The organism is Marinobacter sp. L-13, from assembly GCF_056857715.1.
Map to the genome: position 1 here is coordinate 1 of NZ_JBSXNQ010000069.1, position 22,800 is coordinate 22,800.

Here is a 22,800-nt window from a genome sequence, read left to right on the forward strand (position 1 = left end):
TCTGGTTGTGAAAGAGCATGCAGGTTAGACTTGGACATGGCGTATCCATCCTCTGTTGGTTGTGATCTTGGTGGTGATCAACCAACAGGATACGCCATCCTTTCAGCCTGCTTCCATACACCAGAAATCACCATAACTCAAACGCGAGGAAACGTCCATGAAAACCAAACTACGAAAAGCCACCTTTACCGCAAGTGCTGCCGTCCTCCTGGGGCTCATGCTGGCAGGTAATGCCCAGGCCCATTGCGATGCGCTGGATGGCCCTGTCATTACCGAAGCCCGGGCAGCGCTCGAAGCCGGTGATGTTACCCCACTACTGAAATGGGTTCCCGCCGAGGACGAGGCCGAAATCAGGCGTGTATTCGCCGATGTCCGGGACATCCGGGGCGAGGGCGAGAAGGTACGCAAAATTGCAGACAAGCATCTCTTTGCAACACTGGTAAAAGTTCATCGTGCCTCCGAGGGTGCACCCTTTACCGGGATCAAGCCGGCAGGGAACATCGACCCCGGACTGAAGGCGGCAGATGCTGCACTAAGCAACGGCGAGATTGACCAGCTGATTGCAAACATCACCCGGAAAATAGAGACCGGGATTCGGGAACGCTATGACCAGGCCCACAACTCGTTGGCCAGCGCCGATCAGAGTGTCAAGGAAGGGCGCCACTTCGTGACCGACTATGTTGACTACATCCATTACGTAGAAGCTGTTCACGGTGCGGCTGGAGCGGGTAAACACGGTCATTGAAGCTGCCGCGCAACGAAAAAAGGGAGGCACGAAGCCTCCCAAGGACACACAGGGGGTCAGCGCCTTCCGGTGCAGAGCCGGAAGGCGCTGGTTTAGTGCTCTTCTGCGGCTTGTACGCCCGGCGCTTCCGGGTCGGCGGTAAAGCCAAGCAATTTGGTACGTTCAATCAGGAAATAGAGGACGGCGCCGGTGGCCAGGCCCCAACCTGCACCGTATACCGCGAGAACCACACCCATAGTGCCGGCGATGCCACGCTCGGTGTTATTCTCCAGCTGCTCCAGGCCTACCATCAGGCAGATATAGCCGGTCAGCAGCAGTGTCAGTGACAGGGCAATCGGCAGCACCGGTTGGAAGAAGCTCACCAGCGGCAGAACGAAAAGCGCAATAAAACCCGTAATCCAGAAAGTACCGCCGCCACTGTAGATGGAGTCCATGGCGTTACGACCGTACTTGTAGCGCTCGGCCATGGTGGCAGTGACAGCCGTCCAGATCGGGCCCGCCAGCCCCGGATAGGGTGCGAAGAACGCGTGGCCACCATTGCGGATAGCGGTTACCAGATGCACCCGGTCGATGCTGTTATCGATATCTTCGTCTTTGCGCAGATGATCAACGCGGTTCATCAATGACTGGCCGACCACGATATCGCCGAAGGCAATCACGTAGGCGATCACCGCCGTGGGAATGGCGTACAGGAAGACGTTGGCATCCGGGAATCCGACGGCAAACGGCAGGTAGTTCCACAGCTCATCAAACGCGGGTTTGGTGATGCCCCACTCCACATTGGGCACCTCGTATTCGCCAGTTGCAAAGCCAACCAGGATCGCAACCACCATACCCGGCACCATGCCGTAGTTGGCAATCTTGCGGGCGATTGAATTGCTTTCCACAAAACCTTTGAACGATACCGAGAACATCAGGTAGAGGCACACCAGGCCACCGATGATCAGGGAGATCGGCGTGTTGGCGAGACGGCCGCCTGCCTCAATCTCACCCATCAGGGCGGCGATACCGGCACCGATGATAATCCCGCCTTTCATGGAACGGGGAATCAGCTCCACCAGTTTGCTGCCCAGGCGGGTAATACCCAGAACCAGGAAGATAATGAACACCAGGAACTGCAGCGCGAACAGCGCCTGAATCGCCTCGGGGCCCGGCTCATAGTCGCTCAGGAACAGCAGAACCACAGGAATCCCCGGCGTAATCCAGCCCGGAACCAGGGGAACACCCAGCAGTGCCGGCAGCATGAAACCGATACCACAGATCACCACGTAAGCCAGAGCCACGTCGTAGGGCACACCCAGGTATTTCTCAAGAAGGGGAATCATGGCCAGGCTGACCACGAACATGATCAGAGCCTGCACCATCTCCGCGAACTCCCAGCGGTAATGAACGAACGGCAGACGAACCTTGAAGGGACCGGCCGGCCAGAACGGCTGCTCTTCCCCGTTCTTTCGGTGAAACATTTGCATAAAAAGGTCTCCGGGCTCACGCGGCGCGTGTGCCTGACAGCGTTGTTTTTTCTGGTTTAATTCGGCTGCGCCGGGGCCGGCGCAGCCGATCGGGGAATCAGTCCAGTTCTTTGGCCTGGTCCCTCAGCACGAACTTCTGGATCTTACCCGTGGAGGTTTTGGGCAGCTCCGAGAAGACGATGGTCTTCGGTACCTTGAACCGGGCCAGATGCTCGCGGCAAAAGTTGATGATGTCTTCTTCGCTGACATCACCGGCTTCCGGCTTCAGGGTCACAAAGGCGCAGGGGGTTTCGCCCCACTTCTCGTCCGGCCGGGCAACCACAGCTGCCTCAAGCACAGCCGGGTGGCGGTAAAGGGTATCCTCAACCTCAATGGTGGAAATGTTCTCACCACCGGAGATGATGATGTCCTTCAGCCGGTCCTTGATCTCCATATAGCCGTCTTCGTGCCATACCGCCAGGTCGCCGGTGTGGAACCAGCCACCCCGGAAGGCCTCTTCGGTGGCTTTGGGGTTCTTCAGGTAGCCCTTCATCACCGTATTGCCGCGCAGGAAAATCTCACCGATGGTCTTGCCGTCTTTGGGCACTGGCTCCATGGTGTTCGGGTCGCCGACCATCGTGCCTGCCAGAGTGTGATAACGAACGCCCTGACGGGCCTTTTTCCGGGCACGATCATGCAGTGGCAGCGCATCCCACTCGGATTTCCAGGCACAAACGGTTACCGGGCCATAGACTTCGGTCAGACCGTAAACGTGAGTCACCTGGATGCCCATTTCCTCGATGGCACCAATGACCTGGGCGGGGGGTGCCGCGCCGGCTGTCATGGACTTCACGTCGTGATCAATGCCGGCCTTGGCTGATTCCGGCACGTTCAGCAATGCGTTAAGCACAATCGGGGCGCCACACATGTGGGTAACCTGATGATCCCGGATCAGCTGCAGAATCTTCTCGGGATCAACCCGGCGCAGGCAGACGTGAGTACCGGCCATGGCGGTGATGGTCCAGGGGAAACACCAACCGTTGCAATGGAACATCGGCAAGGTCCACAGGTACACCGGATGCATGTCCATGGACCAGACTGTCTGGTTGCCGATGGCATTGATGTAGGCGCCACGATGATGATAGACCACACCTTTTGGATTGCCGGTAGTGCCGGAGGTGTAGTTGAGAGAGATCGCATCCCACTCGTTCTCCGGGAAGCTCCACTGGAATGCCGGATCCCCTTCCTGCAGGAACGCCTCGTAGTCCAGATCGCTGACCTGAACACCCTCGCCATACTCTGGATCGTCCACATCGATCACCAGCGGCTTGGTGTCCAGCCGGCTGACGGCGTCCCTGATCACCTCACCGAACTCCCGGTCGGCAATCACAACCTTGGCCTCACCGTGATCCAGCATGAAGGCGATAGCCTCAGCGTCCAGGCGAACGTTCAGGGTGTTCAGCACCGCGCCAATCATGGGCACCCCGAAATGGGCTTCCACCATTGCGGGAATATTCGGAAGCATGACAGCAACGGTATCACCGCGTCCGATGCCGCGCCCTTTGAGGGCTGATGCCAGACGGCGGCAACGTTCGTAGGTCTGCGCCCAGTTGTAACGGATGGCCCCGTGAATGACGGCGGGATACTCCGGGTAAACCGTGGCGGTCCGTTCGATGAAATCAACGGGGGATTGGACGGCGTAGTTGGCGTCGACGGGCGCCAGGCCTTGATCAAATATCGAGGTCATTGCGTGGTCCTCTTGAGTACTGTTGTTCTTATGGCGTATTCAGGAATATCGCTAAACTAGCTATACTTCGGGCTGGTCAGAATAGTATTGGATAGCAAAAACACTAGAAACTATACCAACGTATTATAGTTAATTTACTATAACGATAAGCCATGAACGATTTTTCCACTCCAAGTGTATTTAGTTTGCATGACGCCGACCCGCAACCCGGTTTGATCCTGGATGCGACAGGCAGCGTTCTGGAGGGCAACCTGGCCAGCCATCATCTTTGCCAGAACGCCAACCTGACCTCGCTGTTCCATCTGCTGCCGATCAACGTTCAGGCGCTTGTGAAGTCGTCCCTGGAGCAGGAACGGTCGATCGAGAATGTGGAAGCCAGAATTCCGGCAGACACCACCGAGCGTTTCCTGGTGTGGACGTTCGTCCCCGATATCGGGAGCTCGACGGTTCTGGCGCGGGCCAGAGACGCTACAGACGAAATCATCAACCGGGAAGAAGCGACCCGCTCCAACCGTCTTTACCGGCTGATTACCGAGAACACCACCGACCTCATTTCCCGCCATGCCCCGGACGGACGGTTTATCGATGCCACGCCCGCATCCTGGCGGCTGCTGGGCTACTGGCCGGAAGAACTGAGGGGTAAGCCCCTGGAAGAAATTTTCCGGGGCGATCAGGTGGTTCAGAAGCTGGCTGAAACCCGCAACCAGCTACGGGACGACGGCTACGCCACCATGACCCTTGAGATTATTCACCGGGACGGTTCCCGCCGCTGGTTCGAGATTGCCAGCAGGGCCATTCGGGAAACCTACACTGGCGCTGTGATTGAAGTCATCAGCGTATCCCGGGATATCACCGCCCGGGTAGAGTCCGAGGAGAACAACCGCAGGCTGGCCGACGAACTCGCCCACACCGCCAGGCTCGCCACTCTGGGGGAGCTTGCCTCAAGCATTGCCCACGAGATGAACCAGCCATTGGCCACCATCGTGAACTTTGCCAGCGCCAGCCAGCGCTATCTCAAAAGCGCCCGAACCAATCCCGAATGCCTCGATCGAGTGGACGATGGCCTCCAGAAGATTGTTCACCATGCCAACCGGGCCTCGGAGGTCATCAAACGTTTGCGAGCCTTCCTGCGCAAGGGGCAGAAGCGGACCGCACCAATCGCACTGAATGAAGTCGTCAGCAATGTCGCCCGTCTTTGCCAATGGGAGGCCGAGAAAAACAAAGTGCAGATCCGCGAGAATCTGGCCTGTTGTGCGCCCGTCATCACCGCCGACCCGGTGCTTCTGGAACAGGTGCTGATCAATCTGATCCGCAACGGTATCGAAGCCACTGTTGAGGCTCGCGGTGAGGACAACCCGGGCCCACACTCGCAGATCGCCATAACGACCTGCATCAACGATCAGAACGAAACCCTGATTGAGGTCATCGACGAAGGCCCGGGGCTCGACGCGCAGGGCATTCGCCAGATGTTCCAGCCGTTCTATACCAGCAAGCCCCAGGGGCTTGGCCTCGGGCTCTCGATGAGCCGTTCGATTATCGAAGGCTTTGGAGGCTTCCTGGACGCCAGGCCGGCAGCAACGGGCGGACTCTCCCTGATCTGCCGTTTCCCGGCCGGCCCGGGCCACAAGAACAGAACCCCGAACACGGAGATGCAGCCAGATGAGTGATCAAGCGACACCGGAAGCCACCACCGTTTATGTGGTTGACGACGACGCCGGCATGCTGGAATCCACCCAGTGGTTGCTGGAATCGGTCGGCTTGAACGTGGAAGCCTACAGCGACGGCCGGAAATTCCTGGATGCGGTTGGCAACAAGAAAGCGGGCTGCGTGGTTCTGGATGTGCGGATGCCCGGGCTGGGCGGCCTGAACGTTCAGGAGGAGCTTCAGAAGCGGGGGCTGGACCTGCCGATCATCTTTGTCTCCGGGCACGCCGACGTTCCCATTGTGGTGAGGGCGTTCAAGTCCGGGGCCTTCGATTTCATCGAGAAGCCGTTCAATGAACAACTGCTCCTGGACAGCGTCCAACAGGCGCTGCAGGAACATCAGCAGTCCGCTCCAGAGTTGCAGGGTGATGAGGCAACCGAAGCCCTGCTGGCCACCCTCACCCGCCGTGAACGGGACGTGTTCCTGCCACTGGCCCAGGGCTACACGAGCCGGGAAATCGCAGAACAGCTGGATGTCAGTGTCAAGACGATTGATCTCTACCGGGCACGAGTCATGAAACGCCTGGGCGCCGATCGCCTGCCGGATGTGACCGGCACCGCCATTGCCGCCGGCCTTCTCGATCCGCTGGACCTGCGTGGCGAGAAAACCTGAACGGCACTAACGCGCCGCAGACTGGACGTCGTGCGCCAGCACACCCAGCCTGGCCACGGCATGCTCGATGCGCTCACTCCAGGGGTTGGCGCTGTTCAGTCTCAGGCAATTGTCGTATTTGTCGGCGGTTGAGAACATCAGCCCCGGCGCCACATTGATATCCTCCGCCCTGGCCTTGTGGTAAACCTCGGTGCCGGAAACGCCGTCGGGCAACTGGACCCATAGCACAAACCCACCCTGGGGACGGCTCACTGCCGTACCTTCCGGGAAGGCCCTGGCCACAGCAGTCCGCATCCGTTCGGTGGCTTCGCGATAGTGCTGCCGGGCTGAACGGAGGTAGCGATCATAGCCGCCCTGCTCCAGAAAATGCGCTACCGCCATCTGTGGAATCGATGACGTGGCCAGATTGACGAAATACTTGTGCTGCCTGGCGCTGGCCATATGCCGCCCCGGCACCATCCAGCCCAGCCGGAGGCCCGGTGAAATAGTCTTCGAAAACGAACTGCAATAAATCACATTGTCCGCCCGATCAAAGGCCTTGGCCGGTTTCGGCCGGTCCCCGGTGTGGTGAAGGTCGCCGTAGATGTCGTCCTCGATCAGCGGAACAGCCGCTGCCGCCAGCATGGAGACCAGCTGCTTCTTGCGCTCGTCGGACATTTGCGCACCCATGGGGTTGCTGTGATTGGTCACGACCACACAGGCTTTGAGGGGCCACTGTTCCAGGGCCAGTTGCAGGCCTTCAAGGCTCAGACCCTCGGAAGGATGCGTTGGAATTTCAATGACCTTCAGCCCGACCACTTCCAGAGCCTGAAGAATGCCCGGGAAAGACGGCGATTCTACGGCCACAATAACTCCGGGCTGGGTTACCGCTCTCAGCGCCAGTATGATCGCCTCCTGGGCGCCATTGGTGGCAAGTACGTCGTCTGGCGTCACCGGCACACCGAGGGTGGCCATCCGCTGGGCGATCTGCCGGCGGAACGATTCCTTGCCGGGAAAGGCATAGTCCAGGGTTTCCAGACCCCGGCGTGCCGCCCAGAGCGTGCTGTGCTGGATCTGGCGGAGCGGCAGGTAATCCGGGTGGGGGATCGCCGTGGCCAGCGGTACCATGCGCTTCTGTTCGTCCGCGCACAGGTCCAGGGCCATCTCCCTGGCACTGACTGGAACCGGACGGCTTCGGTGCCGGCGCATAACAGGCTCGGGGGCGTCCACAGTGGGCAGCCGTACGAAGTAGCCGCTACGTTCACGGGCCTGCAGAAAACCCCGCGCCTCCAGCGTCTGGTGTGCCTGGAGGATGGTCGAGATGCTAACCCCGAACTGCCGGCTCAACTGTCGCACGCCCGGTAGCCGTTCGCCGTCCCGGTACACGCCTTCATGAATCAGCCCCTGAAGCTGATCCGCGACCTGGTTGTAGAGAATGCCCATTGCCCGCCCTCGCCTGCGAAGCTTCATCGTGATAATGATCTATTGCACCAGAACCCGAGCTGTTCGGTGCAGTACAGATTGCTTCCGATATGACCAGTACAGATCTCACCAAATGCATTCTGTACCGGTTCAAAACCAGATTATCTGAATCTGTTATGGCAGTCAGATCTTTTCCTACAATAGGCTCGAAATCAGATGATATTTCCAAACAGGCCAGCGCTTTAAAATAGGAGAAGAGACCGTGACTTTACCCATCTATCAGGTTGATGCGTTCACCAGCGAGGTGTTCGGTGGCAACCCGGCCGCGGTCATGCCGCTGGACCAGTGGCTGCCAGATAACCTCATGCTCTCGCTTGCCGCGGAGAACAACCTCTCCGAAACAGCCTTTTTCGTGCCTCTTCCGGCCGGCGAGGACGCGGATTTCCATATCCGCTGGTTTACTCCGGGCACAGAGGTACCACTGTGCGGCCATGCCACCCTGGCCAGCGCCTGGATCATCTTCAACAAACTCGGCTGGGACAGAGAGCAAATCCGTTTACGCTCCAAAAGCGGCCCACTCTCCGTCCGGCAATCCGACGACGGCTGGCTGGTACTCGATTTCCCGAATCTGGCCTACGAGAAACAGCCCACGCCGGCCCTGATTCGGGAAGCTCTGGAAAGCGCGCCTGATACAGCGTTTTTTGTTCCAAACGACACCAATTACATGGTGGTCCTGAAGGACGAAGACGCTGTGCGGTCTGCGCAACCGGATCTGCGCAAATTAAAGCAACTGGGCAACCAGGGGCTGATCATCACCGCACCTGGCAACAACTGCGATTTTGTCAGCCGCTATTTCGCGCCTGGCGCCGGCATTGATGAGGACCCGGTTACCGGTTCCATTCACAGCGTGCTGGTGCCTTACTGGTCCGAACAACTGGGCAAAACCGAGCTTGAGGCTCGGCAGATTTCTGCCCGGGGCGGTGTACTTCGCTGCGAGTTAAAGGGGGATCGCGTCGACATTGCCGGCCAGGCAGCCTTCTTTATGGAAGGCGCCATTCATTTGTGAGGCACACTTGCAGAGTGCAAATGAAAAAACCGACATGGTCGCCGGTGATAGCTCTGACGGTCAGTTTCGTAAACTTATCCTCAATTCTTAATCAGAGGCGAAGTGATGACAGCGACCAAAGCATTTGCAGCACAGTCACCAACGTCCGGCATGGCACCTCATACCATAGACCGCCGGGATCCACGTCCCGATGACGTTGCGATCGAGATCGACTACTGCGGGGTCTGCCATACCGACATTCATTTTGCACAAAACGACTGGGGGATCACCGAGTATCCGGTTGTCCCCGGCCACGAAATTGTGGGGCGGGTCACGGCCGTTGGCCCCGAGGTCAAAAGCTTTAACGTAGGCGATGTCGTCGGCGTCGGGTGCATGGTGGATTCCTGCCGTACCTGCTCAGCTTGTGAAGCAGGTCTGGAGCAGTACTGCAGCGAAGGCATGACTTCCACCTACAACGGCCAGGACCGCCACGATCACTCCATCACCTTTGGCGGCTATTCCGAGCGTATCACCGTCAGCGAACGGTTTGTCGTTCGCATTCCGGAAAAGCTGGATATCAAGGCCGCTGCGCCTCTGCTTTGCGCCGGCATCACCACCTACTCGCCGCTGCGCCATTATGGCGTCAAAGCGGGCCACAAGGTCGGTGTTATCGGCATGGGCGGCCTCGGTCACATGGGTGTTAAATTCGCCCGGGCACTTGGCGCGGAGGTGACCATTTTCACCCGCTCCGAGAGCAAGGTTGCGGAAGCGAAAAAGCAGGGTGCCGATCATGTAGTGATCTCCACCGATGAAGATCAGATGGCCGCAGCCGCTGAAACCTTTGATTTCATGCTGGACACGGTTCCGGTCCAGCACGATCTGAACCCTTACCTCAACTGCCTGAAGCACGATGGCACTCACATACTGGTTGGCCTGCTGGAGCCGGTAGAGCCACCCGTAGAGGCTGGCGCCCTGGTATTCAAGCGCCGTGTTCTGGCCGGGTCGCTGATCGGTGGCATGCCGGAAACCCAGGAAGTTCTGGATTTCTGCGCAGAACACGACATCAGCTGCGACGTGGAGATGCTTGATATAAACAACCTCAATGAGGCCTACGAGCGCATGAAAAAAGGCGATGTGAAGTATCGCTTCGTGATCGATATGCACACCCTGAAAAACGGGTAACTGCAAAGGCGACCGGGCCCCACGGGCCCGGTCTCTGATTCCTTCTCATCCCGCCACTTCATACGTGGTTACCCCGGCACCACAGACGCCAGCCCCCCATATCCGTATAATTCGCCCACTCAATGTTCGTACCCGGTTTGTGGTTACCCCATGCCTTCACACTACGATGTCATTATTATCGGCGCTGGCGCAGCAGGCCTGATGTGCGCGGCCACTGCGGGCTATCGCGGCCGCAGCGTGCTGGTGTTGGACCACGCCAATAAACCCGGCAAGAAAATCCTGATGTCCGGCGGCGGACGCTGCAATTTCACAAACCTGAACAGTACGCCGGCCAACTTCCTTTCGGATAACCCGCACTACTGCATTTCTGCGCTAAAGCGCTATACCCCCCAGGACTTTCTGGAACTTGTAGACCGCCACGGCATTGAACATGAGGAAAAAACCCCTGGTCAGTTGTTCTGCAAAGACAGCGCCAAGGACATTCTCAATATGCTGCTGACCGAATGTGAGTGGGCGGGCGCGGACGTGAGAATGAAGACAGCGGTCGACCGCATCACCGAAACCGACAGCGGCTACCGCTTGCGCGTCGGCTCCGGTGACCTCACCTGTGAATCCCTGGTGATCGCCACCGGAGGCCTGTCGATTCCTACCATGGGCGCCACAGCGTTTGGCTACCGGGTAGCCGAGCAGTTCGGCCTGGAAATCCTTCCTACCCGCCCTGGACTTGTGCCCTTTACCCTGCAGCCGGAATTGAAAGACCAGCTCGCGCCTTTGTCCGGCGTCAGTTGTCCCGTTGACGTGCAGTGCCATGACCAGCACTTCCGGGAACCGATGCTGGTCACCCATCGCGGGCTCAGTGGCCCGGCGATGCTCCAGATTTCCAGTTTCTGGGAGCCGGGTGACAGCCTGGCCATCAATCTTCTGCCGGCCTGCCGCATCAAGGACGACCTGCTGAACCTGCGCAAAACCCGCCCACAATCGACCATTGCAAACTACCTGACCCAGCACCTGCCAAAACGGTTTGCCCAGGCCTTCAACGAACTGCAGGGCTGGACCGGTCCCTTGCAGGGCTACAAGAACAGCGATATTGAGCAGGTTGCCGATGTCCTCGGCCATTGGTCGATCAAGCCGGCGGGAACCGAGGGCTACCGCACGGCAGAGGTTACCCTGGGGGGTGTGGATACACGCCAGCTCTCCTCCAAAACCATGGCGGTGCTGGAGAAGCCAAACCTGTATTTCATCGGTGAGGTGGTGGACGTGACCGGCCACCTCGGCGGCCATAATTTCCAGTGGGCCTGGGCTTCGGGTGTGGCGGCCGGCAACAGCGCCTGAGGGCACATCCGACTGCCCAAAGCGACCGTCGAACTGGTAAGCTGAGTTCATGTATTGGCATGACCGGAGACCACGCAAGGACCGGAGAACACACAAGATAGGGGAAACGGATGCTCCAGACCCACAGTGACACCGCAACCAGCAATGCCCTCGTTGTCGAAGGTGGCGCCATGCGCGGCATCTTCGCCGCCGGCGTACTCGATGCCTTTCTCGAAAAGCGGCATCAGCCTTTCACGGAAGCCTGGGGCGTCTCCGCGGGCTCAACCAATCTCATCGGCTACCTCTGCGGCCATCACGGCCGAAATCATCGGGTGATTACCGACCACGCCTGTCGGCCGGAGTTCATCAACTGGGGTCGTTTCTTCCAGGGCGGGCATTTGTGCGATGTTCACTGGCTCTGGCATCAGTCCTACCAGGAAGTGCCGCTCGATCTGGAACGCTACCTGTCTGGCACCACCAAACTCTGGGTGGCAACCACGTCGGTGGTCACCGGTGAGGCCCGGTATTTTCCTGTCGACGACCAGAACATCCACAACGTGCTCACCGCCTCCTGCTCCATTCCCCTGGCCTACCGTGATTATCCAAGAGTGGAGGACGAGCCCATGAGTGATGGCGGAATTGCCGATTCTATTCCGGTTGCGGAGGCCTATCGCCGGGGAGCCCGGGATATCACGGTGGTGCTTTCCCGACCGCTGGGCTATGAGAAGAAGCCGTTGGCGTTTCCGGCGCTCACCAAACGGATGTTCCGGGAGCAACCGGGGCTCGCCGAGGCCATAATCCGGCGGGGCGAAAGATACAACGAGACACTGGAATTCATTCGAAATCCGCCGGAGGACTGCCGGCTCCGGATTATCGCGCCACCGGAAGATTTTCCGGTGGGCCGATTGACGACCGACCTGAACAAGCTGGATCTGGGGTATCAGCAAGGCCACCGCGCGGCGATGGCCTATCTGGCCGAATTGGCCCAGGAAGTAGCCTAGCGAAGCACTACCAGGGGCTTTTTGGCGGTTTTCAGCATCGTAGTGGTTGTACTGCCCACCAGGAACTGACGGATGCGGGAGTGCCCATAGGCGCCCATCACCAGGATGTCGATGTCGTGTTCTTCCTGGTAGGCGTGCAACGCGGGCTCCACATCGCCGGCCCGGATCGCCAGAGTGATTTCGGATTCCAGCCCTGCCAGCATTTTCTCGGCTTTCCTGAGCTGCTCCCAGCGGTCGTTGGTGTCCGGTCCAACCATCACCAGATGCAACGGCATGCCTTTCAGAACCGGGCTGCCAGCCAGCAATTCCACGCCCTTGAACGCCGTAGCGCTGCCATCGAAGGCCAGCATGGCGCTGCGGGGCTGGGTATAGTCGTCCGGCACCAAGAGAATCGGGCGGTGCATGCTGCGAATCACCGTCTCCAACTGACTGCCGATGTGGGTGTCACGCTCGGAACTGCTTTCACCGTGCAGGCCCATGACCAGCAGGCGGGTCTGATTCTCCAGCGCCAGCAGAGACTCGGTCAGGTCACCATGGCGCTGACGCTGCACCACGTCATTGATACCGGATTCGCTGACCCGCTTTGCCGCTTCGTCCAGCATGTGGTGGCCGTGTTCCAGGGCCAGCTTGGCGCGCTTGCGGTCCAGCTCTGCCAGGTCTTCGAGCAGCTGTTCACGGCTGCCCAGACCAATGTTGCCAGCCAGATCCGGCTCCGCCGGATAACGTTCCTCGTCCAGCACGTGCAGCAGCATCATGGGCGTTTCCATGTGCTTGCTGGCCCAGGCTGCGTAATCGCAAACCGCCGGCGCCGCCTGGGAGCCATCAATACAGGCAACTACTCGTAACATCTCAACCTCGCCTTCATGATCCTTGTGATTGTTATTCTGACTGCGATCGCTGTTGGATTCCTTGGTCTGTGTCATGTCAGTGCCCCATCAGCTGGTCAACGGCGTCCGGCTTGTCGTGCACGCCAAAGCGGTCAACGATCGTGGCACTGGCTTCATTCAGACCGATCACCTCAACCTCCGAGCCTTCACGGCGGAACTTGATCACGGCCTTGTCCAGGGCACCCACTGCGGTGATATCCCAGAAATGCGCGCGACTCAGGTCGATGACCACATTATCGACTGCTTCCTTGAAATCAAAGGATTCCGTGAATTTTTCCGAGGAACTGAAAAACACCTGGCCCACCACTGTGTAGGTGCGGGTATCGCTTGCTTCATCCAGCTCAGAGGTCACCAGCATGTAATGGCCAACTTTGTTGGCAAAAAACAGGGCCGCCAGCAGAACGCCGGCCAGAACGCCGAACGCCAGGTTATGGGTGGCAACCACCACAATCACCGTAACAACCATCACGATGTTGGTTGAAAGCGGATGTTCCCGCAGGTTCTTGATCGAGCCCCAACTGAAGGTACCAATCGACACCATGATCATCACAGCAACGAGGGCCGCCATGGGGATCTGGACCAGCCACTTGTCCAGCACCAACACCATAATCAGCAGGAACACACCGGCAGTCAGTGTCGACAGCCGGGTACGGCCGCCGGATTTGATATTGATAATGGACTGCCCGATCATCGCGCAGCCCGCCATACCACCAAGCAGGCCGGAGCCGATGTTGGCAATGCCCTGACCCTTGCACTCACGGTTGCGGTCACTGGTGGTGTCGGTCAGGTCATCGACGATGGTTGCGGTCATCATCGATTCCAGCAGCCCCACAACAGCCAGCCCCACGGAGTACGGCAGGATGATCATCAGGGTTTCCAGGTTCAGGGGCACATCCGGCCACAGGAAGATCGGCAGAGTATCGGGCAATTCGCCCATATCACCGACCGTGCGGATGTCGAGGTTCAGGTACATGGCAACGCCGGTCAGAACCACAATGCACACCAGAGGTGAAGGCAGGATCTTGCCGATCCGGGGCAGCAGCGGGAACAGGTAGATGATGCCGAGGCCGGCCGCCGTCATGGCGTAGACATGCCAGGTAACATTCGTCAGTTCGGGCAGCTGCGCCATAAAAATAAGGATGGCCAGGGCGTTTACAAAACCGGTTACCACCGAGCGCGAGACGAACCGCATCAGGCCGCCGAGCTTAAGGTAGCCAGCGGCAATCTGAAGAACACCGGTCAGCAGCGTCGCAGCAAGGAGATACTCGAGACCATGCTCTTTAACCAGTGTCACCATCAACAGGGCCATGGCGCCAGTGGCTGCCGAAATCATGCCGGGACGGCCACCCACGAAGGCAATGATCACCGCAATACAAAAAGAGGCGTAAAGACCCACTTTGGGATCGACACCGGCAATGATCGAGAAGGCAATGGCCTCCGGGATCAGTGCCAGCGCCACGACGATACCGGCGAGCACATCGCCACGAATGTTCGAAAGCCAGTTGGCTTTTAGGGAATTCACCATAATGTCGGGTTTCCGGATTGCTGTGGAGATAAAAAAACTGAGATAAAACCGTCGATTGCACCCAACCTATCTCACGTTGGCTACAGGGATATGTCTCAGGGGATTAAACCAGAGGAAGAGGAAGCTGAGCGCTAGGGCGGAAGGATCGTCACGGTTTCAGTTTGCTGCACGGTTGATGAAAATCAGGTAACTGCGAATTTCAGGGTCGCGAAGCTTACCAGACCCCTAACGGGAAAGTAAGGCGGTTACGGGAATCTTCTTAGAGGTGTAACGACCGGTTGCACCTGCTGCTATCATCAACATATTCAATTATTAACAGGAGCCTACGCCCTCCCATGGATGATCTTGCTTCCCAGTTTCTGGCCGGAAACCAGACCACTCTCGACCTCGCCGTTGCGCTTTTGCTTGGCGCCATCATTGGCCTGGAGCGGGGATGGGATGCCCGGGAACAGAAATCCGGCGAGCGAATTGCCGGCATCCGCACCTTTGCCCTGGTAGGCCTGCTTGGCGGTATTTCCGCGGTATTGGCACAGGAAATCACGGAATGGGCGTTTCCCGTGCTTCTGGTCAGTGTCGTGGCCATGGCCATCGTGGCCTACAGCGAGCGCCTTGAGCATATCCGTAATTTCAGCATCACCGGTATGGTTGGCATGGTGCTGACCTTCTGCTTCGGTGCGGTGGCGGTGGCAGTGGACCCGGTCATCGCCACGGCCGCAGCGGTGGTAACCGCAATCATTCTGGACAACAAGGAAGAAATCCACGGTTGGGTCAACAAGCTGAAGGAACATGAACTGGATGCCGCTCTCAAGCTGCTGCTGATTTCCGTGGTCATGCTGCCGTTGCTGCCAAACGAAAAGATGGGGCCTGGCGGGGTTCTGAATCCCCGGGAAATCTGGTGGATGGTGGTGATGATCGCCTCCATTTCCTTTGTCGGCTATTTCGCCATAAGGGTCGCCGGTACCCGCAAAGGCATCCTGTTTACCAGCCTATTCGCCGGGTTGAGCTCGTCCACTGCCCTCACGCTGCACTTCGCCCGCCAGGCCTCGAAAACTCCGCAGCTCAACGCCCAGTTCGCCACCGGTATCCTGATTGCCTGCGGCACCATGTTCCCCCGTATCCTGGTTTATTGCCTGGTGATCAATCCCGATCTGTTGCCCAGTCTGATCTGGCCCGTGCTGGTGATGACCGCCCTGCTCTACGGGCCCGCGCTCTTTATCTGGCGGAAAAATGACCGAGAGCTTCAGGTAAGCCAACCAACCCTTAACCAGAACCCGCTGGATTTGACCTCTGCCCTGGTTTTTGGCGCGTTGCTCACAGCCATCCTGCTTATGGGCGAGTTCCTCGGCAACTGGCTAGGTGATGCGGGCATCTATTTCCTGGCAGCCACCTCCGGCATCGCGGATGTGGACGCAATTACCCTCTCCCTGACCCGCATGTCCAACAACAGCCTGGCCATGGGAACAGCAGTCATAGGCATTGTGATCGCCGCTGCCACCAACAACCTCGTGAAATCGGCGCTGGCCGGGTTTGTCGGCAATCGCCAGATCGGGCTGCTGGTCGGGGGGCCGATGGTGCTCTCTCTGGCAGCCGGGCTTCTGGTCGCCTGGCTGCAGTAATCCCTTACCTGGCCCGACGGAACGTCAGATTGTAACGATACCCGCCCGTTAGCGGGTGCTCCCCGGCTTTGAGGGTCAGCACGCCGTGATAACGCATCCGGGCCGGGCCGCCCCAGACCACAACGTCACCATGGGCAAGTGGCACGCGGATGGGGCGTTCGCTGCGTTTGAGACCACCAAACTGGAACACCATCGGCAGGCCCAGAGAAACCGACACGATGGGCTGCGTGAAGTCCTGCTCGTCCTTGTCCTGATGCAGCCCCATTCTTGCCCCGGGCTGGTATCGATTGATCAGACAGGCGTCCGGTTCAAATCCCTCAAAACCAGCGGTTTCGGCGGCGCTTCTGGCCAGTTCCCGGAAAGCCGCAGGCATGGCGGGCCAAGGCCGGCCGGATTCCGGATCCTCCGCCTGATACCGGTAACCCCTGCTATCGGTAACCCAGCCAAGATCCCCGCAGCAGCTCATGGCCGCAGACATGGCATGGCCACCAGGGGTCTTCATGTGTCTGAACGGCGCTTCTGAGGTAACCGTTTCAATGCTGGCCATGAGTGATTCGGCGTTCGGGAGCGCGAACTGCCGCAGCACCACCGCGCCATCCATCAGAGGCTCGACTGTCTGTTCCGGTGGCAGGTTAGAAAACAGGTCTTGGGTCATGACTACTGCCCCCTCATAAATGATTTAATCTAATAGCTTACGTGGCTTTTTCACAGGTCGATGAAAGCCTGTTCATGAAGCCGGGCTGAAAAACACGTATATTCTATGGGCTGATTCATTCCTGTTAAGGACTTATTAATGCTGTTTGCAATCATAATTGGCGGTCTGATTGGCTACGCCTTTGGCAAATTCCCGGGCTTTCTCATAGGTGCGGCGATTGGCGCCTTTCTCTTGAACCTTCTCAAGCGCCGCCTGATTGGCAAGCTCCAGAGCATTCAGTCCGGTTTTATTGAATCGGTTTTTGCTGTGATGGGTGCCCTCTGCAAGGCAGATGGCGTGGTATCCAGGGATGAAATTCAGATGGCCGAAGCCATGTTCGTTCGCTTCCGCCTGAATGAAGAACAGAAAGCCAAGGCAAAAACCGCCTTCAACCGTGGTAAAGAGCCGGATTTCGACCTGGATGCCGAGCTTAACCAGTTCCTCCAGGCCAGCGGACGCCAACCCGCGTTTCTCCAGATGTTCCTGCAGGTTCAGGTATCGGCCGTGGCTGCAGACGGCAAGGTGCACCCGGCCGAACACGAAATGCTGGTAAAAATCGCCCGTGGGCTGGGGCTACCGGAGAGCCAGGTGGACCAGCTGGAAGCCATGCTCCGAGGAGCCCACACCAACCGGGCCGGTGCGGGCCAGCCCTCCTCCGCTGATCAGATCAGCGATGCCTACAAGGTTCTTGGGGTATCGCCTTCCGCCAGTGATGATGAACTCAAGAAGGCCTACCGTAAGCTGATGAGCGAGAACCACCCGGATAAACTTGCCGGCCGGGGATTGCCCGAGAGCATGCGGGAGATGGCAGAGGAACGCACCCGCGAAATCAGTCATGCCTACGATGTGATCAAGGAAGCCCGGAAAAAATCTGCGTAAAGCCCTCTGCCGTCAGCGGGTCAGAACCAGCGCGGTACCCGCACGCGATAACGCTCGTAGTCCTCGCCAAATTTTTCCGCCAGCGCCTTCTCCTCCTCCCGGGCCTGGCGGGTGATCACCAGTACACCGGCCACCAGGCATACCAGGGAAAACACACTGGGCAAGGCCAGGAAAAAACCGAGTTGCCCAGCCATCACAGCCAGGAACAGGGGATTACGGGAGCGGCCAAATGGCCCGCCTGTGAGCAGTTTGCGCTTATCCTTCCGAGGATCGATACCAGAGCGCCAGTCCTCATGCATGTAGGCCTGCAGATAGTTCACCGAAGTAAATGAGCCAATCAGGAGGAGCATACCAACCAACAAAATCGGCCATACATAGAGCGGGCCGAACACGCCCAGCCAGGGGTCGATATCCGCAAAAATCCGCACCACGCAGACGCCGAGAATGAACGCCCGAAACACATTGAAGGTTTGCCGGTGCCACCAGGGCGCACTCCCTCGCTCACCATAGTTAATGTGCGAAAAGCGCATTCTCTGATACAGCCCGAGGCTTCGGCCAGCAAACTGCAGACCGATCATCAGAAAGAAAATGCCGAGAAAGTGGCGTACGAGGGGTTCAATAAATTCCATCAGGATCGCTTACAACGTTTTCAGGCGGACAGCTTATTATCTGAAGAGGTCTGTGAAAAGGCCCTGTGCTGGCTGCCGACCACTCACCCTACCTAAAATGACATGTCATCACGTTTTCAAATGCAGTAGAGTCGTGGAATCACTTTCAAGGAGAGTCTGGCCGTGAGCGCCCCGCAGTCCTGACACAGTTTCAGCAACGACGCGATAGGTTGCGATGACGCCACTGCCCTTGCCGAGAAGGTCCGCCGCCGGGAAATATCGATCACCGAACTCACGCAAGCCGCTATCGCTCGCGCACAGGCGGTCGAACCGCTAATTCATGGTCTGGCCGCGGCGAATTACGACCAGGTGATATGGACTGCTTCACAGCTTGATGCCACCGACCAGACCGGTTCCTTTCCCCTGTTCCGCGGTGTTCCAACACTGATCAAAGACAACACCAACGTGTCGGGCATGACCACACGGCACGGCTCCCTGGCCTTGCCCAGCGTTCCTGCATCCGATACCAGTCCATTTGCCCGCCAGTTGCTTGCCCAGGGTTTTCTGTGCCTGGGTAAAAGCACCCTGCCGGAATTCGGATTCAACGCCACAACCGAGCCCGCACACGCGCCGGCAACCTGTAACCCGTGGAACCTGGCCTATTCCTCCGGCGCCTCCTCAGGCGGTTCAGCGGCCCTGGTGGCGGCCGGCGTGGTACCCATTGCCCACGCGAATGACGGCGGAGGCTCCATACGGATTCCGGCCGCCTGCTGCGGCCTGGTCGGCCTTAAGCCCACACGAGGACGATTGATAGACAACGAAGCGGCGGCCTCCCTGCCGATCAACATTATCAGCGAGGGCGTAGTGACGCGCTCGGTACGGGATACCGCTAATTTTTTCGAGCAGGCCGAGACCTATTTCCGCAATCCCGGCCTGCCGCCCATTGGAAGAATGGAGGGCCCCTCCGGTCGTCCTTTGAGAATCGGACTGGTGCTGGATTCCATCAACGGTCACAAAACCGATGACATCACCCGACGGACTGTCGAAGAAACGGCGCTCAGGCTGGAAAAAATGGGCCACCGCATTGAGCCAGTGCCCGTTCCGGTGCACAGCACCTTCCCTGATGACTTTGCCCTGTACTGGGCACTGCTTGCCTTCGGCATCAGGGCCAACGGCAGGAAACTGCTTCACCCGGCCTTCGACAAACACAAAACAGACGGCCTGACCAACGGCCTCGACAGGATGTTCCGGCGACAGTTCTGGCGCCTGCCAACCGCACTCTGGCGGCTCAAGCGTTCCTGGCACGACTATGCACATGCCATGGCCGGATTTGATGCCGTGCTCACACCGGTACTTGGCCACACCACGCCCGCCCTTGGCCACCTGAGCCCCGATGTGCCTTTTGACACCCTGTTCGAACGGCTGCGCGAGTATGTGAGCTTCACCCCTCTGGCAAACGCCACGGGCGCACCGGCAATCTCATTGCCCATGGGCCACACGCCCGATCAACTGCCCGTGTCCGTTCAGTTTATGGGGCGGCACGGAGGCGAACGCACGTTGCTGGATATCGCCTTTACTCTGGAAGCCAACCATCCCTGGCCGCTGCTTTGCGATTTCAGCCGGAACCATCTTGGTAGTGGAGAGCAAAACACCAGGGACTCACTGACCAATCCCGTTTGAAGTTGGACACTTATAAAAACAGCTGCCATATTCTTTAAAGAACTTAGACATAACCTGTTCAAGTATCCAAACCGAGAGCCAAGGCCGTTCGTAATTCGAAGAAGGACAATTTATTGAGCCCGGCCATGCGTGACAGTGAAGTCCTCGTGACCCACCACAAGGCACTGATGGAGCTGAGCCACAATACCAGCTTTATCGAGATGCCCCGCCCCCGGAAGCTGGCAGCCCTCATGGAGCTGTGCACACGGCTGTTGGGCGTGAAACGGGCAAGTGTCTGGCTTTTCCCTCCAGAACGGGACCGGATCACCTGTGAGTGGCTTCACGACACAGAGCTGCCCGGCCGCAATAGCTGCATCGCGCAGAATGGCTCAGAGTTCAACCTGTTTCGCTCAGACCACCCCGACTACTTCCGCGCCATCACCGAAGAACGAGTCATTGCCGTGGAAGACGCCCGCAATGATATCCGTACCCGTTCCTTCGACCGCGATTATCTGTCCGTGCAAAACATTCATTCCATGTTAGACGCGCCGATTTTCGACGGCGAACAACTCAGCGGGGTTGTCTGCCTGGAGTCAAGTGTGCGCCGTGACTGGTCGGTCCCGGACATTTCGCTGTCAGCTGCCATTGCAGACACCATAAGCCTGATGAACACTCACGAGGCATGGCTGAGATCCAAGCGGGCGCTGGAATACGTCAGTCGCTACGACTCCCTCACCGGACTCGCCAACATTGATTCACTGCGTGACCGGCTGAACCACCTGGTGCGCAAGATCAAAGGCCGGGGTACCGGCAGTCTTGCACTGCTCTGGATTGACGTTGACCGCCTGAAAACCATCAACGATGGCCTTGGCCCTCAGGCGGGGGATCAGGTCATCGCCGATATCGGACAGCGCCTGAAAGAAATCCAGTTGGCGGGCAAGGACTTTCTGGCGCGCATTGGAGGGGATGAATTTGCCCTGGTTATTCGCAACTACACCCAGCCGAGCTTTCTGGACGAGGTGATCCGCGAGATCCACAGCCGTATTCGCCAGTCTATCCGGGTGTCCGATCAGGATCTGAATGTCAGTGCCAGTGTGGGCATCTGTCACTTCCCGGGCGATTGCCACGAGTCAGAAGAACTGCTCAGAGGTGCAGAGGCTGCGATGTACCACGCGAAGCGGCAGGGCGGGGACCGTTCGACCCTGTTCGATTCGGAAATCCAGATGACAGCCCGCTCCCGGTTTGCGCTCGAGAGCGAGCTGCGGGAAACACTCAGAACCAGCGGCCTCGATGTCTTCTACCAGCCAATCATGGACCGCACGGGAACACAGCTGGAAAGCGCCGAGGCCCTGGTTCGCTGGCAGCACCCGCAACGTGGCTGGCTGTCACCGATTGAATTTCTGGACGTGGCGCGCAGCGCCGGCCTGATGTATGAGCTGGGCGCCTGTGTGCTGAAAAACGTCTGCGCTCACTGGCGTGAGGCAAAAGACCGGAATACGCCATTACCAACGATATCCGTCAACCTGTCGGCAGAGCAGATATTGGTCCCAGAGTTGCCAGAGCTGGTAAAAGAGATCTGCGGTAACCAGGGCATGCCGGTCAGTGCCCTGCAGTTTGAGGTGACCGAAGACTCCATCCAGGGTGATTTCAGTGTCATCGGTCGGGTTCTGGAACAGCTGGTACACGCCGGCGCCGAGCTCGCTATCGACGACTTTGGCACCGGGTACTCATCGCTGACCCGGCTCAAAAGCCTGCCCTTCTCCCGCATCAAGATCGACCGCTCGTTCATCAACAACCTTCCGGATGACGAAAACGATTGCGCTATCACCCTGTCGATCATTGGCCTGGCCAGGGGGCTTGGCCTTTCTGTCGTTGCAGAAGGTGTGGAGAGCGAAGCCCATGAAAGCTGGCTGTTCGAGAAAGGCTGCGACTACCTTCAGGGCTACCGTTACAGTAAACCGCTTCCCTACCCAGGGTTTATCAAGCGCTACTTTTCCGAGTGATCCCGTACGTCAAATCCCGGGAAAAGCGATAACACCTCCAGAAAGCTCGCCTCAGGCGCGGCGCTAATGGTCAGTGGTTTACCCGAAACCGGGTGCTGGAATGCCATCCGGGTTGCGGCCAGCATCAACCGCCCCTGGCCGAATCGCTCTGCAAAATAGCGGTTGTGGCGGCCCCGACCGTGATTGGCATCGCCAATGATCGGGTGGTTGATGTGTTTCATATGCCTGCGCAACTGGTGCTTTCGGCCAGTTTTCGGGTTCAGTTCAACAACGGCGTAGCGACTGCTCGGGTATTTCTCGATCTCCACTGGTATCTCGGTCGTCGCCAGCGTGCGGTAATAAGTGAGAGCGTCCCGCACCGGCTGCTCTTCCCCTTTCAGCCGTCGATCCTCCGGTTCCTCTCGCAAGGGATGATCAATCTCCCCGTGTTCCGGCGGCCAGCCACGCACCATCGCCAGATAGGTTTTCGTCACCTCACCGGCCATCAGCGCCATACCCAGCGTGCGGGCAGTGTCGCTGTCCCTGGCAAACACCAGGACGCCGGAGGTAGGCCGGTCCAGTCGATGGACCGGGTAAACATGCTGGCCCTCATTTAGCGCCCGGGCATATTGCAGGGCAAACTCGGTTTCGTGTTTGTCGATAGGGCTCCGGTGAACCAACAGCCCGGCCGGTTTGTGGACAGCCAGAAGGTGTTCGTCCCGGTAAAGAACGGTTAGTGGGTTGCTCATAAGAT

18 protein-coding genes and 1 pseudogene are annotated in these 22,800 nt (G+C 58.5%); 11 read left to right on the forward strand and 8 right to left on the reverse strand.

Annotated features, from left to right (window positions below; all coding sequences use genetic code 11):
* The first annotated feature begins 157 nt into the window (after positions 1-157).
* The gene (locus tag AC13DD_RS20720; protein ID WP_092031505.1) at positions 158-745 is read left to right on the forward strand and encodes a DUF6448 family protein; all 588 of its coding nucleotides are present in this window, start codon (positions 158-160) and stop codon (positions 743-745) included.
* Positions 746-837: 92 nt separating this feature from the next.
* Here the strand turns inward: AC13DD_RS20720 and AC13DD_RS20725 are convergent, their stop codons facing one another.
* Together AC13DD_RS20725 and AC13DD_RS20730 are read right to left on the reverse strand one after the other, a co-directional pair.
* Positions 838-2,214, reverse strand: coding sequence for a solute carrier family 23 protein (locus AC13DD_RS20725; protein ID WP_008170547.1), 1,377 nt, complete (start codon positions 2,212-2,214; stop codon positions 838-840).
* A gap of 97 nt (positions 2,215-2,311) precedes the next feature.
* Positions 2,312-3,940 carry an acyl-CoA synthetase gene (locus AC13DD_RS20730; RefSeq protein WP_421862402.1) on the reverse strand — a complete coding sequence of 543 codons (1,629 nt, stop codon included), beginning with the start codon at positions 3,938-3,940 and terminating at the stop codon, positions 2,312-2,314.
* Positions 3,941-4,092: 152 nt separating this feature from the next.
* Here AC13DD_RS20730 and AC13DD_RS20735 point away from each other — a divergent pair, with 152 nt between their 5' ends.
* Together AC13DD_RS20735 and AC13DD_RS20740 are read left to right on the forward strand one after the other, a co-directional pair.
* The gene (locus tag AC13DD_RS20735) at positions 4,093-5,607 is read left to right on the forward strand and encodes a PAS domain-containing sensor histidine kinase (protein WP_008170553.1); all 1,515 of its coding nucleotides are present in this window, start codon (positions 4,093-4,095) and stop codon (positions 5,605-5,607) included.
* Complete coding sequence (locus tag AC13DD_RS20740) at positions 5,600-6,256, forward strand: response regulator transcription factor (RefSeq protein WP_062785235.1); 657 nt, start codon at positions 5,600-5,602, stop codon at positions 6,254-6,256. Before AC13DD_RS20735 ends, AC13DD_RS20740 begins: the two co-directional genes overlap by 8 nt.
* 6 nt (positions 6,257-6,262) lie before the next feature.
* On the opposite strand, the gene AC13DD_RS20745 is transcribed toward AC13DD_RS20740, so the two are convergent.
* On the reverse strand, positions 6,263-7,678 hold the full coding sequence (locus tag AC13DD_RS20745; protein ID WP_482931678.1) for an aminotransferase-like domain-containing protein: 1,416 nt from the start codon (positions 7,676-7,678) through the stop codon (positions 6,263-6,265).
* 241 nt (positions 7,679-7,919) lie between these two features.
* Here AC13DD_RS20745 and AC13DD_RS20750 point away from each other — a divergent pair, with 241 nt between their 5' ends.
* The 4 genes from AC13DD_RS20750 (at position 7,920) to AC13DD_RS20765 (ending at position 12,196) form a co-directional block, all read left to right on the forward strand.
* The gene (locus AC13DD_RS20750) at positions 7,920-8,723 is read left to right on the forward strand and encodes a PhzF family phenazine biosynthesis protein (protein ID WP_104270276.1); all 804 of its coding nucleotides are present in this window, start codon (positions 7,920-7,922) and stop codon (positions 8,721-8,723) included.
* 105 nt (positions 8,724-8,828) lie between these two features.
* The gene (locus AC13DD_RS20755; protein ID WP_053114768.1) at positions 8,829-9,884 is read left to right on the forward strand and encodes an NAD(P)-dependent alcohol dehydrogenase; all 1,056 of its coding nucleotides are present in this window, start codon (positions 8,829-8,831) and stop codon (positions 9,882-9,884) included.
* A gap of 150 nt (positions 9,885-10,034) precedes the next feature.
* Positions 10,035-11,216 (forward strand): BaiN/RdsA family NAD(P)/FAD-dependent oxidoreductase, encoded by a 1,182-nt coding sequence (locus AC13DD_RS20760; RefSeq protein WP_482931679.1) that lies wholly within the window; start codon positions 10,035-10,037, stop codon positions 11,214-11,216.
* Positions 11,217-11,326: 110 nt separating this feature from the next.
* Complete coding sequence (locus AC13DD_RS20765) at positions 11,327-12,196, forward strand: patatin-like phospholipase family protein (RefSeq protein WP_273156014.1); 870 nt, start codon at positions 11,327-11,329, stop codon at positions 12,194-12,196.
* Here AC13DD_RS20765 and AC13DD_RS20770 read toward each other — a convergent pair.
* Together AC13DD_RS20770 and AC13DD_RS20775 are read right to left on the reverse strand one after the other, a co-directional pair.
* Positions 12,193-13,119: a universal stress protein gene (locus AC13DD_RS20770; protein WP_053114766.1), complete on the reverse strand. Its 927-nt coding sequence runs from the start codon at positions 13,117-13,119 to the stop codon at positions 12,193-12,195. The two genes, AC13DD_RS20765 and AC13DD_RS20770, sit on opposite strands and share 4 nt — an antisense overlap.
* Position 13,120: 1 nt before the next feature.
* Complete coding sequence (locus tag AC13DD_RS20775) at positions 13,121-14,608, reverse strand: SulP family inorganic anion transporter (RefSeq protein ID WP_273156016.1); 1,488 nt, start codon at positions 14,606-14,608, stop codon at positions 13,121-13,123.
* Positions 14,609-14,943: 335 nt separating this feature from the next.
* Between AC13DD_RS20775 and AC13DD_RS20780 the strand changes: the two genes are divergently transcribed.
* Positions 14,944-16,224, forward strand: coding sequence for an MgtC/SapB family protein (locus AC13DD_RS20780; RefSeq protein WP_053114764.1), 1,281 nt, complete (start codon positions 14,944-14,946; stop codon positions 16,222-16,224).
* Positions 16,225-16,228: 4 nt separating this feature from the next.
* Here the strand turns inward: AC13DD_RS20780 and alkB are convergent, their stop codons facing one another.
* The gene (gene alkB / locus AC13DD_RS20785; RefSeq protein WP_273017253.1) at positions 16,229-16,879 is read right to left on the reverse strand and encodes a DNA oxidative demethylase AlkB; all 651 of its coding nucleotides are present in this window, start codon (positions 16,877-16,879) and stop codon (positions 16,229-16,231) included.
* 138 nt (positions 16,880-17,017) lie between these two features.
* On the opposite strand from alkB, the gene djlA reads away from it, so the two are divergent.
* Positions 17,018-17,797 (forward strand): co-chaperone DjlA, encoded by a 780-nt coding sequence (gene djlA / locus AC13DD_RS20790; RefSeq protein ID WP_273017254.1) that lies wholly within the window; start codon positions 17,018-17,020, stop codon positions 17,795-17,797.
* A 20-nt stretch (positions 17,798-17,817) separates the two neighbouring features.
* Here the strand turns inward: djlA and AC13DD_RS20795 are convergent, their stop codons facing one another.
* Positions 17,818-18,426, reverse strand: coding sequence for a methyltransferase family protein (locus AC13DD_RS20795; RefSeq protein WP_273017255.1), 609 nt, complete (start codon positions 18,424-18,426; stop codon positions 17,818-17,820).
* 195 nt (positions 18,427-18,621) lie between these two features.
* Between AC13DD_RS20795 and AC13DD_RS20800 the strand changes: the two are divergent.
* Together AC13DD_RS20800 and AC13DD_RS20805 are read left to right on the forward strand one after the other, a co-directional pair.
* A pseudogene (locus AC13DD_RS20800) lies at positions 18,622-20,085 on the forward strand (amidase); the annotation flags it as partial.
* A 125-nt stretch (positions 20,086-20,210) separates the two neighbouring features.
* A complete protein-coding gene (locus AC13DD_RS20805; protein ID WP_104270361.1) occupies positions 20,211-22,067 on the forward strand; it encodes a putative bifunctional diguanylate cyclase/phosphodiesterase in 1,857 nt (618 codons plus the stop codon).
* On the opposite strand, the gene AC13DD_RS20810 is transcribed toward AC13DD_RS20805, so the two are convergent.
* The gene (locus tag AC13DD_RS20810) at positions 22,052-22,795 is read right to left on the reverse strand and encodes a pseudouridine synthase (RefSeq protein ID WP_008170576.1); all 744 of its coding nucleotides are present in this window, start codon (positions 22,793-22,795) and stop codon (positions 22,052-22,054) included. The two genes, AC13DD_RS20805 and AC13DD_RS20810, sit on opposite strands and share 16 nt — an antisense overlap.
* Positions 22,796-22,800 lie beyond the last annotated feature (5 nt).